Source organism: Atlantibacter sp. RC6 (assembly GCF_014193285.1).
Lineage (GTDB): Bacteria > Pseudomonadota > Gammaproteobacteria > Enterobacterales > Enterobacteriaceae > Atlantibacter.
Genome location: NZ_JACHZE010000005.1, coordinates 266,402 through 282,213 on the forward strand (window position 1 = coordinate 266,402; position 15,812 = coordinate 282,213).

Consider the following 15,812-nt stretch of genomic DNA (forward strand, 5'->3'; position numbering starts at 1 on the left):
GCCAACGCCCCCGCAATTTGAAGTATGACGGGGAAATATCACTTCATTAGTTCGGCCCGGATAAGTATCATCCTCTTAGTTAACCCTCATCGCTTTTGACGGTGGGGGTTTTTCTTTGGAAAAATTCGTGCCGCGCGATATGGCGCGCCAATGACATGGAGTAAACGATGTCCAGACCTGCCATTATTATTAATGACCTTGATGCCGAACGCATCGACCGCCTGCTGGAGCAACCGGCATTCGCCAGTTTGCCGGTGGCCGACGCGTTGAATGAAGAGTTGGATCGCGCGCAAATGTGCCGCCCGGAGGAGATGCCTGCCGATGTGGTGACCATGAACAGCAAGGTGCGCTTTCGCGATCTGGCGACCAACGAAGAGTATATCCGCACCCTGGTCTATCCGGCCCAGATGCGCGACAGCGCGGAAGAGCTGTCGGTGATGGCCCCGGTGGGCGCAGCGCTGCTGGGCTTGCGCGTCGGCAATACCATCCACTGGACGCTGCCTAACGGCAACGAGACCCACCTGGAAGTGCTGGAACTGCTGTATCAGCCGGAAGCGGCGGGCGAGTACCTTCGCTAATCACTAAAGACAGAGGGCGCGATGCGCCCTCTTTTTGTTTTATTCCGGCAGAACCACGTTATTCACAATCCCTGCGCCGGTTACTTTTTCCCGAGCCGTCTCCGGGGATTCCGCGCCCGGCACCAGGATGATTTTGCGGCAATCCTCCTGGCGCTTCTCAAACACTTCATACCCGCGCGCGGCGTCTTCCAGCGGCAGATAGTGGGTGACGATCTCTTCCGGGCGCAGCAGCCTCTGCTCCACCAGCGGCAGCAGTTCCGGCAACCACGCGTGGACGTGGGTCTGGCCCATGCGGAATGAAATCCCCTTATCAAACGCATCGCCGAACATAAAGGCGTGGATAAATCCGGCATAGACGCCCGGCACGCTGACAATCCCACCGCGGCGTACTGCGGCAATACACTGGCGCAACGCTTTACCGCTGCTGCCTTCCAGCTTCAGGGTGGTTAACACCGTCTCCGTGGTACTGCCTTTGGCCTCAAAGCCGATGGCGTCGATCACCGCGTCTACGCCGCGATTGCCTGCGGTTTGCTCGATAATCAGCGCCGCCGGATCGTCATCCTTATCGAAGTTAATCGGGATCGCGCCGTAACGCTGCTGCGCGAATTCCAGCCGATAGGGATGATGATCGACAATAAAGATCTGCTCCGCGCCGAGATAGCGCGCGCAGGCGGCAGTCAGTAAGCCCACCGGGCCCGCGCCGTAAATCGCCACGCTGGAACCTTTGGTCACTTCGGCGTTTTTCACGGCCTGCCAGGCTGTGGGCAGAATGTCTGAGAGAAACAGCGCTTTGTCGTCTGAAAGCACCGGCGGGACTTTAAACGGCCCGACGTTGCCTTTCGGCACCCGCACATATTCCGCCTGGCCGCCGGGAATGCCGCCATACAGGTGGCTGTAGCCAAACAGCGCCGCCGGCGGCGGGATCTGTTTTTTATTTAACGATGCGCCAGGGCCGGTGTTGGTGTTTTCACAGGCCGAGTATTGATGCAGTTTACAAAAAAAGCAGTCACCGCAGGCAATCACAAACGGGATCACCACCCGGTCGCCGCGCTGAATGTTTTTCACCCCACTGCCCGTTTCCACCACTTCCCCCATAAATTCATGGCCAAAAATATCGCCATGCTTCACCTGGGGGATTTTGCCGCGATAGAGATGCAGGTCGGAGCCGCAAATCGCCGTGGCGGTTACGCGCAGAATGATGTCGTCAGGTTGTTCAATGGCAGGGTCGGGAACATTATCAACGCGAACGGAGTGCGCGCCATGGTACGTCAAAGCTCTCATGCTGACCTCCAAAGGGGGAAAAGGGGAAAGGGCAGGAAAAGTGACTCTTTACCAAGGTTAGCAACCTTCAGGCCGCCCCTTTGCCCGGCAGAGATTTTCTGGAAACTTTAAGAGCAATCCTGGAGTTTTTAGCGCTGTTTCTCCCGCTTCGCCCGCCTGATCAAGACCAAAATCGCGTTTTACCAACCCAGCGCAACTATTTATTTGGTTTATGGGTTTAAGATGGCGTTGACTTCATAATCCAAGGAGGAGTGAGTATGTACAACACGATTATTATGCCGGTTGACGTATTTGAAATGGAGCTGAGCGACAAAGCGGTGCGTCACGCAGAATTCCTGGCCCAGGAGAAGGGAATCATTCACCTGATGCATGTATTGCCCAGTTCAGGCAACCTCAGCATGCACCGTTTCGCCATGGACGTGCGCCGGTTTGAGGAGCATCTGCTTCAGGAAGCGCAAACGCGCCTGGCCTCGATGACCGACCATTTCAATATTTCGCCCGAGCGGATCAAAACCCATGTGCGCTTCGGCAGCGTGCGCGACTGCGTCAACACCCTGGCGAATGAGCTGGACGCGGACGTCGTGGTGATCGGCTCACGCAATCCGTCCATCACCACGCACCTGTTAGGCTCTAACGCCTCCAGCGTGATCCGCCATGCCCATATCCCGGTATTTGTGATCCGCTAACCGCCTAAACAAAAAAAGCCACCTTTCGGTGGCTTTGATTTTTTTGCAGGTGTCTTACTTTCTTTTGTTACGCGGTTTTGGTGCGAATCAGGTAATCGAACGCGCTTAACGACGCTTTCGCCCCTTCACCGGTTGCGATGATAATTTGCTTGTACGGCACGGTGGTGCAGTCGCCCGCCGCGAACACGCCTTTGACGCTGGTTTCACATTTGGCGTCGATCATGATCTCACCCATGCGGTTGCGCTCAATCGCGCCTTCCAGCCAGTTGGTGTTCGGCAGCAAACCAATCTGCACGAAAATCCCTGCCAGGTCGAGGTGATGCACATCGCCGCTGACGCGATCGCGGTATTCCAGACCGGTCAGTTTAGTCCCGTCGCCCTTCACTTCGGTGGTCTGGGCGTTGAGAATAATGTCGACGTTTTTCAGGCTGCGCACTTTATCCTGCAACACCTGGTCGGCTTTCATTTCCGGCGCGAATTCCAGCAGCGTGACGTGCTCAACAATACCGGCCAGATCAATGGCCGCTTCCACGCCGGAGTTACCGCCGCCGATCACCGCCACGCGCTTGCCTTTGAACAGCGGGCCGTCGCAGTGCGGGCAATAGGTGACGCCTTTGGTGCGATACTGCTCTTCGCCCGGCACGTTCATGTTGCGCCATTTTGCGCCGGTGGCAATGATAATGCTGCGCGCTTTCAGTACCGCGCCAGACGCGGTTTCAATCTGATGCAGACCGCCTTCCACCGCCGCCGGAACCAGTCTGGTGGCGCTCTGGGTGTCAATCACATCCACATCGTAATCGTCAACATGAGCTTTCAGCGCGCCCGCCAGTTTCTGGCCTTCTGTTTTCGGCACGGAAATGTAGTTTTCAATGTCGACGGTATCCAGCACCTGGCCGCCGAAGCGCTCGCCCATCAAACCGGTGCGAATGCCTTTACGGGCAGAGTAAACCGCCGCCGCCGCGCCCGCCGGGCCGGAGCCGACAATCAGCACATCGTAGGCGTCGCGTTTATTCAGCGCATCCGCCGCGCGTTTTTCCGCGCCGCTGTCAACTTTCGCGACGATTTCCGCCAGCGTCATACGGCCCTGGCCAAACTCTTTGCCATTAACGAATACCGCCGGAACGCCCATCACGCCGCGATCGGTGATTTCATTCTGGAACGCGCCGCCATCAATCGCGGTATGTTTGATGCGCGGGTTCAGCACCGCCATCAGGTTCAGCGCCTGCACGACATCCGGGCAGTTGTGGCAGGAGAGCGAATAATAGGTTTCGAATTCAAAATCGCCGTCCAGATCGCGGATCTGCTCCAGCAGCTCCTGCGCTTCTTTGGCCGGATGACCACCGGTCCACAGCAGCGCTAACACCAGCGAAGTGAATTCGTGGCCCAGCGGCGAACCGGCGAAGCGCGGCCCCTGGCTGGAGCCCGGGTTGGTGATCAGGAATGACGGTTTACGTACCGGCAGCGCATTGTCTTCACGGTAAGAGACTTTGTCTGACAGTTGTTCAATTTCAGCCAGCAGTTCCTTGATTTCTGCCGATTTCGCGCTGTCATCCAGCGTGGCAACCAACTCAACAGGCTTTGTCAGTCGCTCAAGGTAAGCCTTAAGCTGTGTTTTCATATTAGTGTCGAGCATGAGTTATCTCCTGGGCTTTACGCTTCCTCATTTAAGCCGCCTCTTTGTTGGCTGCCTTCACTCACCCCGAGAGCTTACATCAGTAAGCTCTCGGGGATTAATGAGAGACATCCTGTCTCTCACCGGAGGCCAGCCTGAGGCTGGTCAAATTCGTTCCCGACGAATTTGTCACTCAGTTGCCGCCGCGATGCGACTTAAATGAGATTGCGTAAACGGTGGTTAAAGAATCGGGTGCCTGAGCACCCGTTTATCAGGGGTAATTTCCTAAGGATTTCGCGTCAGAGCAAGGCGGCTAGCCTGTGAATCCCCGGGAGCTTACATCAGTAAGTGACCGGGGTGAGCAGGCGACGCCAACGCCGCTATGGCGCGAAAGACGACGGAAATTTAGATTTTGCCAACCAGGTCTAAAGACGGGGCTAACGTCGCGTCGCCTTCTTTCCATTTAGCCGGGCACACTTCGCCTGGGTGAGAAGCCACGTACTGAGCCGCTTTCACTTTACGCAGCAGGTCAGATGCGTCGCGGCCGATGCCTTCAGCGGTAACTTCAACCGCCTGGATGATGCCCTGCGGGTCAACGATGAAGGTACCGCGGTCAGCCAGACCCTGGTCTTCACGCATGTTGTCGAAGTTACGGGTCAGGGCGCCAGTCGGGTCGCCGATCATCGCGTATTTGATTTTAGCGATGGTGTCGGAGCTGCTGTGCCATGCTTTGTGAGTGAAGTGGGTATCGGTAGAAACAGAGTAAATGTCTACGCCCAGCTTCTGGAACTCGTCGTAATGGTCAGCCACGTCGCCCAGTTCAGTCGGGCAAACGAAGGTGAAGTCTGCCGGATAGAAGAAGAACACACTCCAGCGGCCTTCGGTATCTTTCTCGGTAACTTCTACGAATTCACCGTTTTTGAACGCCTGGTTTTTAAAAGGTTTAATCTTGGTATTAATTAAGGACATCTGTACTTCCTCCGTGTTTTCGTTGAGGTGTAAGTTAACGAATCTGAACAATCGGCGCTAATGGGTTGGCGTTATCAAATCAATAAGCAATAACTAACAACCCAGCTTAGACCTTTTTGTGCTGAACATCTGCAGTACGCGTCTTTACGACCCGCCATATAAAAAGGCCACCCGGTTGGGTGGCCTCCTTACCTGAAGCGCCCGCAGGCGTTCCAGCGCCAGTAAACTGGCAATGCGTTGCGCTTTACTTTACCTTTACCAGGGTCGTATCAGCGCCCTGATTAGACCATTGCCGATCCATTACGGCAATCCATTGAACCGCCCCTCTTTCCGATGGTTGCGATAGGTTTTATCGAACATCCGACAATTTCAGGATCAGACATGACGAAACGCTTACTTCTGCTGGCCCTCGCGCCCTTCTTTCTTCACGCCAGCGACCTCCCTGCCCCGGTAAAGGCGCTTGAGCAGCAAGGCATCACCATTATCAAATCATTTCCCGGTCCCAACGGGATGACCGGTTATCTGGGCAAATTCCAGGAGATGGGCGTCACCATTTACGTGACGCCGGACGGCAAGCATGCCATTTCCGGCTATCTGTACGATGAACAGGGCACCAACCTGAGCGAAAAACTGATCGCCCAGGAGATTTATGCGCCCGCAGGCCGGGAGTTGTGGAAACAGATGGAAAAAGCCAGCTGGATACAGGATGGCAAGGCCGATGCGCCGCGCACCATTTATGTGTTTGCCGATCCGTTCTGCCCTTACTGCCACCAGTTCTGGCAGCAGTCGCGCCCCTGGGTTGATGCCGGCAAGGTGCAGATCCGCACTCTGATGGTTGGCGTAATTAAACCAGAAAGCCGGGCTACCGCGGCGGCGATCATGGGCGCGAAGGATCCAGCAAAAACCTGGCGCGACTTTGAGCAGTCCGGCGGAAAAATGGCGCTGAATATTCCCGCCACTCTCGCCCCGGAGCAGGCGAAAGCCCTCAATGTGAATCAGAAATTGATGGATGAATTAGGCGCCAACGCCACACCGGCGATTTATTACATGAATGACGCTAATGAATTGCAGCAGGTGGTCGGCCTACCCGATGCAGAGAAACTGGCGGTTATGATGGGCGGAGAGATCAAGAAAAACTAAAACTATCTTTAAATATTTGTCATAGCAGTCATAAAAATGGCTGCTATTTTATTTGCCCCGCCTATTATTTGATTTAATATCATAATCATGAGCTATTAGCGCAACGGGGTTAATGATGGCCAATCTTCAGGATCTGAAAAAATTCGATCTTAATCTGCTGGTTATCTTCGAATGCGTTTATTTACACCGTAGCGTCAGCAAAGCCGCTGAGGCGCTGTTCCTGACACCCTCCGCCATCAGCCAGTCGATCCAGCGACTGCGCAACCAGTTGAATGACCCGCTGTTTCTGCGTGAAGGCAAGGGCATCAGCCCTACCACCGTTGCCGATAATCTGCATATTTACCTTGAGGATAATCTGCAACAGCTGGAGCAGACCATTCGCGTCGTGCAGGGCGCGCCCCAGCGTAAAAACTTTATTGTTTACTGCTCAACCTTTATGGGGTTTGAATTTTTATCGCCGCTGGCGGAAAAGTTTTGCCGTCAGTTAGGGTATGAACTGGTGCACTATGATATGGCTGTTGCCCCCAATTCCGCTGAAGACTTGCTGACTTACCGCAAAGCGGATTTGATTATCGGCAATACGCCGGTCATTAACCACTCCGTTATTTGTACGCCGTTTTTGATCACCAAACCGACGCTGATATGCAGCAAGGATCACCCTCGCATAGGCGACAGCGCGACCCTGGAAGATCTGCAAAAAGAAAAATTCGCCAGAATTACCGGCATTGAACAAGGCTTACGTCAGTATCAGGTTAAATCGTCCGAAGCCTTTCCTGAACGTGAAGTGGTCTTTCAAAGCGACTCGCCGATTACTGTTATGTCGGCAGTGGGTCAAAGCGAATTGTTAGGCATTATCGGCGAGCGCGGTTATGAGCGGTTTAAAGAGGTGTTCAATTTGAAGCGCGTCGACACGCCGATGGACTTACCGACGCTGGAATTTTATTTGATGTACAACCGCTTTTCGTTGCAAAGCAGCGCTTTCAAACTGCTGCTGGAAAATATCAACCAGCGGCTCGCCACGCTGGTTTAAAGCACGTTTACAGCGCGACCAGCCGCGCCGCCGCCGCATCCAGCGTCGCGTCCTGTTTGGCAAAGCACAGGCGGATTAATTGGTGCGGGAACGGCGCGGCGCAAAATACCGACAGCGGAATCGCGGCGACGCCCACTTCTTCAGTCAACCACTGGCAAAAACTCACGTCGTCCCTGTCGCTAATCGCGCTGTAATCCGCCAGCAAAAAGTAGGTGCCCTCACAGGGCAGCAGTTTTAAACGGCTGGCGGAGAGCGCATCCACAAAGCGATCGCGTTTGGCGCGGTAAAATTCCGGCAACTGCTGATAATGCGCCGGCTCTTCGCGCAGCATATCCGCCAGGGCCAGTTGCGCCGGGGTATTGACCGAAAAGGTTAAGTACTGGTGCACTTTGCGCAGTTCCGCGCTGATGGCCGCAGGCGCGACGCAGTATCCCACTTTCCAGCCGGTCATATGATAGGTTTTGCCGAATGACGAGACCGCCACCGCCCGCTCGCGCAACTGCGGATGGGCCAGCACGCTGGCATGGCCGTCGGCGGCAAAACAGATGTGCTCATACACCTCATCGCTGATCACATAGATTTCCCGATCGGCAATCGCCTGCCACAGCGCATCAAAATCGCTTTTTTGCCAGACCGTGGCGGTAGGGTTGTGCGGCGTATTCAGGATAACCAGCCGGGTGCGCGGCGATAGCGCGTCGGCAAACTGCTGCCAGTCAACGCGGAAATGCGGCGGCTGGAGCGCCAGCCGCGTTAGCTCGCCGCCGCTTAACGTTACGGCGGGGGCGTAGCTGTCATAGCTCGGGTCAAAACAGATAACTTCATCGCCGGGGCGCACCAGCGCGGTAATGGCGGCGTACAGCGCTTCGGTCGCGCCCGCCGTGACGGTGATCTCGCTATTGGCGTCGGGACGATGACCATACAGCGCGGCGGTTTTATCGGCTATTGCCTCGCGCAGCGGCTGCGCGCCGGTCATGGGGGCGTATTGATTCGCTCCGGCGGCGACGTGAAACGCCAGCCGTTGCTGCAAAAAGCGCGGTCCGTCAAAATCCGGGAAACCCTGGGAGAGGTTTATCGCCTGATGCTGCTGCGCCAGCGCGCTCATCCGGGTGAAGATCGTGGTGCCGAGTGAAGGAAGTTTGCTCTGAGGAATCAAAGGAGTATTGCTCATCGTAGCGTGCTCTGCGGGAAAAATATCATTCCACTATAGCACGACGCCCCTCTTTGGCAATCAAGACGCTTAGATGGCTAAATGCGCTTCCCTGCGCAGAGTTTGCCTTAGCCCATCACCATGGTGCTTAACCGGCTGGTGCAGCAGCGCCGCCCGTCGGCATCGTAAATGACGATTTCCCAGCACTGGCTTTGCCGCCCCGGGTGGATGGCCCGGCAAACGCCGCGCACTTTGCCTTCGAAGATGGGCCGATGGTGAGTAGCGTTAAGCTCGGTGCCCACCACGCTCTGCCCCTCTTTCGTGGTCAGAAAGCCCGCCATCGAGCCGAGGGTTTCCGCCAGCGCCGCCGACGCGCCGCCGTGCAGCAGACCAAACGGTTGAAGCGTGCGGCTGTCTACCGGCATTTCCGCCACCAGCGACTGGGCGCCGATTTCGGTAAACACAATGCCCAGGTGGGCCACCAGCGTGCCCTCACCCATGGCGTTCAGTTCATCAAGTGTGATTTCACGTTTCCAGATCATTCAGGCTCCCAGGGTCGATCCGCCATCAATCACAATATCCTGTAGCGTGATATGGCTGGCCTGATCGGAGGCAAGAAACAGAATGGCGCTGGCGATTTCCTGCGGTTTGGCGATTTTACCCAGCGGAATGCCGAGCTTAAACTGTTCGGCGAACCCGGCGATGCGCCGCTGTTCGGCATCGTCCGTTATCCACAGGGTGCGCTGCATATCGGTATCGGTCGAGCCCGGCGAGACCAGATTCACCCGCACGCCAAAGGACGCCAGCTCCAGCCCGACGGTGAGCGTCAGGCTTTTCAGCGCCGCTTTAGACGCGCCATACGCCGACATCCCCAGGCGCGGCGTGTGCGCCGCGTCTGACGCCACGGTCACGATCGCCCCGCCCTGTTGCGCGCGCAATACCGGCATCAGCCGCTGATAGAGATTAAACGCGCCGCCCACATTGACCGCAAAAGTCTGCTGCCAGTCGGCCAGCGATAGCGTATCGGTCGGCCCCATACGCAAAATCCCTGCCGCGTTAACCAACACATCGAGGCGCGGTTGCGCTGCCAGTACCCGCTCACAAACCTCAGCGACCTGCCCGGCGTCGGCAATGTCCAGTTGTTCCGTCGCGAACGGGTAATCGCCGTTAAACGCCACATCAAAACCGATGACCGTCGCGCCCTGTTGATGAAACGCCAGCGCGGCGGCGTAACCGATGCCCTTACCCGCGCCGGTGACCCACACCGTTTTGCCGTCAAACATCCCGGCCATTAGCGTGCGTCCCTGGACAGCAGCGCCCACCACGCGTCGATAGTCGGCTTTTTCGCCAGCATCACGAAGTCGATATCCGGATACGCCTGGCGCCAGCGCGAAGCCAGCGCCATCATGCGCACCGAATCCAGCCCGTAGTCGATCAGGTTTTCGTCATCTTCCGGCTCGTCGGATTCATCCAGCAATGGCAGCACCAGCGCGCGCAGATGTTGTTTACTTTGCGGCGTCGGCAGCAAATCTGCGGTCATCACCACGCGCCCGGCGCGGCCCGCGACGTATTTCAGCGCCATCATGTGCTCTTCGCGGCTGAAATCCGCCAGCGCATCGGCCACCATAAACGGCTGGATATCACGCATAAACGCATCGGTGGCGGTGGTCATGCAGCCGATGTGGGCGTAAACACCGCAAATCAGCAGCTGGTCGCGGCCCGACTCTTTCAGCGCCTGCTCCAGCGGCGAACGGTGAAACGCGCTGTAACGCCACTTCACCAGCACCGTGTCGTCATTGTCAGGAGCCAGTGCCGCCACCACGCGCTGTTGTTCCGGGTGATTGTTCAGCCCCGGTCCCCACATATCGTTCAGCAGTGCGCGATCTTCCGGGCTCTGGTTCTGCGGCTGCGCGGTGTAATACACCGGAATGCCCTGCTGTTTGCAGTAGCGGCGCAGCGCGGCGATGTTGGCGATCACCTGGGCCATCATCGGGCAGTTCTCGCCCCAGAAATTGACGAAATAATCCTGCATATCATGGATTAACAGCGCGGCGCGCGCCGGTTCAAAAGCCCACTGCACTTTGTTGTCTGGAATATCTGCCGCGCCCGGCAGGCTGTACGCGTTAAGTTTAGGGATCGCCACGGTGTTCTCCTTTATGATGCCGACTGGCGTTCCGCCAGCCGTTGACGCAACTGTTTTTTATCGACTTTGCCCACCGGCGTGAGCGGCAGTTCGGCCACGCTTTCCACCCGGTCCGGCAGTTTAAAATCGGCGACGCCGAGCTCGCGCAGGTAACGGCGGATCTCCACCGCTTTCAGCGCCCGGCGGGTGACCAGGAACGCGCAGCTCTTCTCGCCCATCAGGCTGTCTTCCATCGACACCAGCGCCGCCTGGATAATCGCCTCGTGGCGCAGCAGCAGGTTTTCGATCTCTTCGGCGGCGATCTTCTCACCGCCCCGGTTGATCTGATCTTTCTCTCGCCCCTGCACGGTGATGTAGCCGTCTTCGTCAATGGCGATCAGATCGCCGGAGCAGTAGAAGCCGTCGGCATCGAACGCCTGGGCATTGTGCTCCGGGCTCTGGTAATAGCCCCGGAAGGTGTACGGGCCGCGCGTCATCAGCCGTCCAACCTGCCCGGCAGGCAGCGGGTCGCCATTTTCATCTGCCACCCAGACTTCATCGTCCGGGCACATGGGGCGCCCTTGGGTAGTGAAAATACGCTCATCGCTGTCATCCAGGCGGGTGTAGTTCACCAGCCCTTCCGCCATGCCAAAAACCTGCTGCAACTGGCAGCCGATCTCAGCGGGAATGCGCGCCGCCAGCGAATTCGACAGGCGCGCGCCGCCGACCTGCAATAGCCGCAGGGAAGCCAGTTGCGCGCGATCTTCGCCTTCCATCAGCGCCTGTAGCCACAGGCTGACCGCAGGCGGCACCAGCGCGGTGACGTTAATCTGATGCCGGGCGATCAGCGGGAAGCAGTGGCTGGCGCTGGGATCATTAGCCAGCACCACCGTTCCGCCTGCCAGATACACCCCCAGCGCGCCCGGCGAACTCATCGGGTAGTTGTGGGCCGCTGGCAGGGCGCACAGATAGCGGGTATCGGCAGCAAACCGACAGATTTCGTTACTGCGGCGGATGCTGTATTCGTAATCGTTATGGGTGCGCGGAATCAGCTTCGGCGTGCCGGTACTGCCGCCGGAGAGCTGGAAAAAGGCCACTTCATCCGCCGGTGTCGGGGTGGCGATAAAGCCATCAGCCGGTTCGTCGAGTGGCCGCGTCAGGCTTAGCTCGCCGCCATCGCGGTTAAGGAAAACGTGGCGGATTGACGGGTTCGCTTCACGCAGTTGCGCCAGATAATCATCGCTGGCGAAGAGCCCGTGCGCGCGATCGGCAATTAACAGCGCCGGTTCGATTTGCCGGGCGTAGGCTTCCAGCTCGGTGCGCTGGTGGCTGAACAGGGCATTCACCGGCGCGACGCCGATTTTTAGCAGGGCAAAAAAGACGATATAAAACTCGGCCACATTGCCCAACTGCACCAGCGCGGTTTCGCCACGGCGTAAACCGCGCCGCGACAGCGCTGCCGCCAGGCGGTTTGCGGCCTGGTTAAGCGCACGGTAACTGAGTGCGCGCTCGCCGTCGATCAGCGCCACCGCGTCGTTGTCGGCGTGGCGCTGCAAAATGTCGCTCAGCGGCAAATCGAGCCAGTAGCCCTTCTCGCGGTAGCGAGCGGCGAAATCATCCGGCCAACGGGTATAGGGAATAATCATGACGCGCTCCTGTCGTTCAGGCCAAATACGTTGAGCATGGTGGAGAGCTTGACGCCCGTTTCATGCCATTCCGATTCCGCCACCGACGCCGGGACGATCCCCGCGCCAGCGAAACAGCGGATCTGCTTATCGTTTAACCGCGCACAGCGGATCGCCACCACCCACTCGCCGTTGCCTTCGTCATCGCACCAGCCGACGATCCCGCCAAACAGCTCGCGATCGAACGGCTCCAGCTCGGCGATCAGTTGACGGGCGACGGTATGCGGGAAGCCGCTCAACGCGGGCGTCGGATGCAGCAAGCAGGCCAGCGACAGCGCATTTTCCTGTTCGGCGCAGGTTTCGCCAGTGATGGCGGTCGCCAGATGCCACAGCGTCGGGGTCGTGATGAGTTCGGGCGTTTCCGGCACCCGCAGGCGTTGGCTGCGGCCATGAAGGATCTGGCGCATCGCCTGAGTGACCAACTGGTGTTCATGGCGATCTTTACTGGAATTGAGTAGGCGATCCCCCACCCGCTTATCTTCGGTGCTGTCAGGGTGACGGCGCGCGGACCCTGCCAGCGGCAGCGAGTAAAACTGGTTTTGCTGTTTACGCAGTAGCAGCTCCGGGCTGGCGCCGATTAGCGCACTGCCGTCTGCCAGCGGAACGTGAAAGTTGTAGCTGGCGGGGTTAAGCGCCACCAGCCGGTTCAGCAGTTGATTGCGATCAGGCGCGTCAGCGGTGGTGATATCAATCAGCCGCGACAGCACCACTTTGCTGACTTTGGGCGTGGCGGTCAGCGCGGCGGCGCGCTCCACCATGGTCATGAACTGAGGTTTTTCCGGGATAGCCTGTTGCGCCGTCAGCCGTAGTTGCGGCGGCGCGGCGGTACGCGCACGGGCTAACATCGCGCGGCGGGAAAACGCCTGATAGTCGCGCGGTACAAACAGTGCCGAGGGTTTACGGGTATCAAACGGGATTGCGCCGACGACAATCGGCCTTGAACAGCCGCTCTCACGGGCGGCGGCGAAGGTGGCGCGCAGCTGCTGCTGGAATTCGCCGTTAAGATCTTCGCCATCAGCGGCCGGTGTGGTCAGCCGGGACAGGCAGCCGGATGTCACCAGATTGCGATGCGGCGACATAAAGAAAAAGCTGTCAGATGAAAGGGTGACAGCGTGCTGTTGGGATTCCTCTGCCAAAGACGCCTCCATACGCTCCTCCATAGAATGATAAGGTGTTTAATAATTATTATCATTTGCGTTTGGTGGCGTAACCTAAGGGCAAAGCGCCTGATTGTCAATGCAGCGCGAGCGATTTCGGGCATAAAGCCAGCGGCAATTGTTGTTCACAACGCTTGCAACCGGACCGGGCAATGTTGAAAATGAGAAGCATTACTAACCCTTGACGTGGGACTTTACGCCGTGAAATCACGCTTCACCTTTGGGCTGCTGCTCTCCCTGCTCGCTTTCGGATTTTCCTCACTTACCCATGCCGCCGACTGGCCGCGCCAGATCCAGGACAGCCGGGGCACGCACACGCTTGAGCAGATGCCCCAGCGCATTGTCTCCACCAGCGTCACGCTGACCGGCTCGCTGCTGGCGATTGACGCGCCGGTGGTCGCCAGCGGCGCGACTTCGCCAGGCAACCGGGTGGCGGATGCCCAGGGCTTTCTGAAACAGTGGGGCGAAGTGGCGAAGCAGCGTAACGTGCAGCGGCTGTATATCGGCGAAGCCAATGCCGAAGCGGTAGCGGCGCAGATGCCGGACCTGATTTTGATCAGCGCCACCGGCGGCGATTCGGCGATTACCCTTTACGATCAGCTCTCCGCCATCGCGCCGACGTTAATTATCAATTACGACGATAAAAGCTGGCAGCAGCTGTTAACCCAGCTCGGTGAAATCACCGGCCACGAAAAACAGGCCGCTGAGCGTATCGCCAGTTTCGATAAGCAATTAGCCGAAGCCAAAGCGCAGATCACCCTGCCGCCGCAGCCCGTGAGCGCGCTGGTGTACAACCCGGCGGCGCACGGCGCGAATCTCTGGACGCCGGAATCGGCGCAGGGGAAATTGTTGCAGCAGCTCGGTTTTACCCAGGCCGCCCTGCCCGCTAATCTGCAAACCAGTCAGTCGCAGGGCAAACGCCATGACATCATTCAGCTTGGCGGCGAAAATCTGGCGGCGGGATTAAATGGCGAGACGCTGTTTCTGTTCGCCGGGGATGAGCGGGACGCCAAAGCGCTGGCGGATAATCCGCTGTTAAAACATCTACCCGCGGTACAGCAACATCGCGTCTACCCGCTGGGCACCGAAACTTTCCGTCTCGATTACTACAGCGCCAGCCAGTTGTTGACCCGGCTGACGCAGCTGTTTAAATCATGATGACTGCGCCGCTTGCGGCGCAGGTTGACGGAAGCGGCGCAGTTCGTTGAGCAACAGCGCCAGCAGCACCCCCATCACCGCCAGCCCCAGACCGCTGACGCTCGCCGAGGCGGCAGGGGTTAACAGCGTCCCGAACGCCCCCAGCAGCGCCGCGCCGATGGCATCGCCGGTCACGTTCTGCGCCGTCCACAGCCCGTTGATGCGCCCCAGCATGTCGTCCGGCGTTTGGGTCTGGATCAGGGTGTACTGTAATAGCGAACTGATGGCGCTGAGATAGCCGAACAGCGCCAGGCACACCACCGCCAGCCCCCACAGCGGCATCACGCCAAACGCGCCCACCGCCAGGAAGGCGGCAACCGTGGTCGCCAGCATGACTCTGCCCGGCATCGCACTATGGGCGATGCGCCCGCTGGTCAGCGCTCCCAGCGCCGCGCCGAGCGGAACGGCGGCATATAAAAACCCAATCTGGCTGGCGGACATCTGCCAGTGATTGGCCAGCGCCGGATACAGCACCCGCACCGCGCTCGCCATGGTCAATAACGCGCCCACCAGCGCCACGCCGCCGATCAATGGGTTACTCAGCAGAAAACGCAACGCCTGCAACAGTGCGCGCAGCGGGTGTTCGCGCTGCATCTGCGGCGCGGACATACGCGGCAGGCTGAATAGCGGGATGAGCGTGATAAAGGTGCCCATCGCCGCCAGACCAAAGTTCCACGCTACGCCGCCGCTCGCCAGCAGCAGCCCGCCCAGCATCGGGGCGATGACCGAACCCAGCCGCACCGTCAGCATGGTGATCGCCCCCGCCTGCATCACGTTCTCGCGCCCGACCAGCCCCGGCGTGGCGGCCAACAGCGCCGTGACGCCAATCGCGCCGAAAAAGCCGTCCCACAATCCCAGCAAATAAATCGCCATTAACGAAGGTTCCGGCAGCAGGGTGTTGATAAACAGCCCGATAAACCCGACGCCGCAGGTGGAGCGGGCAATCAGGATCAGCCGCTTACGTTCGTGGCGGTCCGCCAGCACGCCGCCGGAAATCAATCCGATAAACATCGCCCCGCCGGTCAGGGTGACCGCCAGCCCCACCAGCCACGGCGAGCCGGTCAGCGTTTGGATCTGCACCGGCACGGCCACACCCAGTAGCCCCAGAGAAACAATGGAAATAAAGCGCGCCAGAAACACCGCCCGGAAAGCCGGGTTAGTTTTCAGCAGGGAAAGATTTAGCAACAGCGAATGTTGGTTCATTACAT

15 protein-coding genes are annotated in these 15,812 nt (G+C 58.4%); 5 read left to right on the plus strand and 10 right to left on the minus strand.

Annotation, left to right across the window (positions count from 1 at the left end; translation table 11 throughout):
• Positions 1-167 precede the first annotated feature (167 nt).
• Entirely contained in the window at positions 168-578 is a 411-nt protein-coding gene (rnk, locus tag FHW74_RS13850) for a nucleoside diphosphate kinase regulator (RefSeq protein WP_183170974.1), read from the plus strand.
• A gap of 39 nt (positions 579-617) precedes the next feature.
• Here the strand turns inward: rnk and FHW74_RS13855 are convergent, their stop codons facing one another.
• A complete protein-coding gene (locus FHW74_RS13855) occupies positions 618-1,859 on the minus strand; it encodes a zinc-dependent alcohol dehydrogenase (RefSeq protein WP_183170975.1) in 1,242 nt (413 codons plus the stop codon).
• Between the two features lie 257 nt (positions 1,860-2,116).
• On the opposite strand from FHW74_RS13855, the gene uspG reads away from it, so the two are divergent.
• The gene (uspG, locus tag FHW74_RS13860; RefSeq protein WP_125294593.1) at positions 2,117-2,545 is read left to right on the plus strand and encodes a universal stress protein UspG; all 429 of its coding nucleotides are present in this window, start codon (positions 2,117-2,119) and stop codon (positions 2,543-2,545) included.
• Positions 2,546-2,612: 67 nt separating this feature from the next.
• Here the strand turns inward: uspG and ahpF are convergent, their stop codons facing one another.
• Together ahpF and ahpC are read right to left on the minus strand one after the other, a co-directional pair.
• Positions 2,613-4,178, minus strand: a complete 1,566-nt coding sequence (ahpF, locus tag FHW74_RS13865) for an alkyl hydroperoxide reductase subunit F (protein WP_183170976.1) — start codon at positions 4,176-4,178, stop codon at positions 2,613-2,615.
• A 384-nt stretch (positions 4,179-4,562) separates the two neighbouring features.
• Positions 4,563-5,126 (minus strand): alkyl hydroperoxide reductase subunit C, encoded by a 564-nt coding sequence (ahpC, locus tag FHW74_RS13870; protein ID WP_183170977.1) that lies wholly within the window; start codon positions 5,124-5,126, stop codon positions 4,563-4,565.
• Positions 5,127-5,507: 381 nt separating this feature from the next.
• On the opposite strand from ahpC, the gene dsbG reads away from it, so the two are divergent.
• Both dsbG and FHW74_RS13880 read left to right on the plus strand, forming a co-directional pair.
• Positions 5,508-6,266 (plus strand): thiol:disulfide interchange protein DsbG, encoded by a 759-nt coding sequence (dsbG, locus tag FHW74_RS13875; RefSeq protein WP_183170978.1) that lies wholly within the window; start codon positions 5,508-5,510, stop codon positions 6,264-6,266.
• Positions 6,267-6,381: 115 nt separating this feature from the next.
• Positions 6,382-7,296, plus strand: coding sequence for a LysR family transcriptional regulator (locus FHW74_RS13880; RefSeq protein ID WP_183170979.1), 915 nt, complete (start codon positions 6,382-6,384; stop codon positions 7,294-7,296).
• Between the two features lie 7 nt (positions 7,297-7,303).
• Here the strand turns inward: FHW74_RS13880 and FHW74_RS13885 are convergent, their stop codons facing one another.
• From FHW74_RS13885 to entC, 6 genes are all read right to left on the minus strand, one after another.
• Entirely contained in the window at positions 7,304-8,464 is a 1,161-nt protein-coding gene (locus FHW74_RS13885; RefSeq protein ID WP_183170980.1) for a pyridoxal phosphate-dependent aminotransferase, read from the minus strand.
• Positions 8,465-8,571: 107 nt separating this feature from the next.
• Entirely contained in the window at positions 8,572-8,985 is a 414-nt protein-coding gene (entH, locus tag FHW74_RS13890) for a proofreading thioesterase EntH (protein ID WP_183170981.1), read from the minus strand.
• Complete coding sequence (dhbA, locus tag FHW74_RS13895; protein WP_183170982.1) at positions 8,986-9,735, minus strand: 2,3-dihydro-2,3-dihydroxybenzoate dehydrogenase; 750 nt, start codon at positions 9,733-9,735, stop codon at positions 8,986-8,988.
• Positions 9,735-10,586, minus strand: coding sequence for an isochorismatase (locus FHW74_RS13900; protein ID WP_183170983.1), 852 nt, complete (start codon positions 10,584-10,586; stop codon positions 9,735-9,737). The genes dhbA and FHW74_RS13900 overlap by 1 nt, the downstream gene beginning before the upstream one ends.
• Before the next feature lie 11 nt (positions 10,587-10,597).
• On the minus strand, positions 10,598-12,211 hold the full coding sequence (locus tag FHW74_RS13905) for a (2,3-dihydroxybenzoyl)adenylate synthase (RefSeq protein WP_183170984.1): 1,614 nt from the start codon (positions 12,209-12,211) through the stop codon (positions 10,598-10,600).
• On the minus strand, positions 12,208-13,398 hold the full coding sequence (entC, locus tag FHW74_RS13910) for an isochorismate synthase EntC (protein ID WP_183170985.1): 1,191 nt from the start codon (positions 13,396-13,398) through the stop codon (positions 12,208-12,210). Before entC ends, FHW74_RS13905 begins: the two co-directional genes overlap by 4 nt.
• 210 nt (positions 13,399-13,608) lie before the next feature.
• Between entC and fepB the strand changes: the two genes are divergently transcribed.
• Positions 13,609-14,565, plus strand: coding sequence for a Fe2+-enterobactin ABC transporter substrate-binding protein (gene fepB, locus FHW74_RS13915; protein ID WP_370528021.1), 957 nt, complete (start codon positions 13,609-13,611; stop codon positions 14,563-14,565).
• On the opposite strand, the gene entS is transcribed toward fepB, so the two are convergent.
• A complete protein-coding gene (gene entS, locus FHW74_RS13920) occupies positions 14,560-15,807 on the minus strand; it encodes an enterobactin transporter EntS (RefSeq protein WP_183170987.1) in 1,248 nt (415 codons plus the stop codon). The genes fepB and entS overlap by 6 nt on opposite strands.
• Positions 15,808-15,812: the final 5 nt, after the last annotated feature.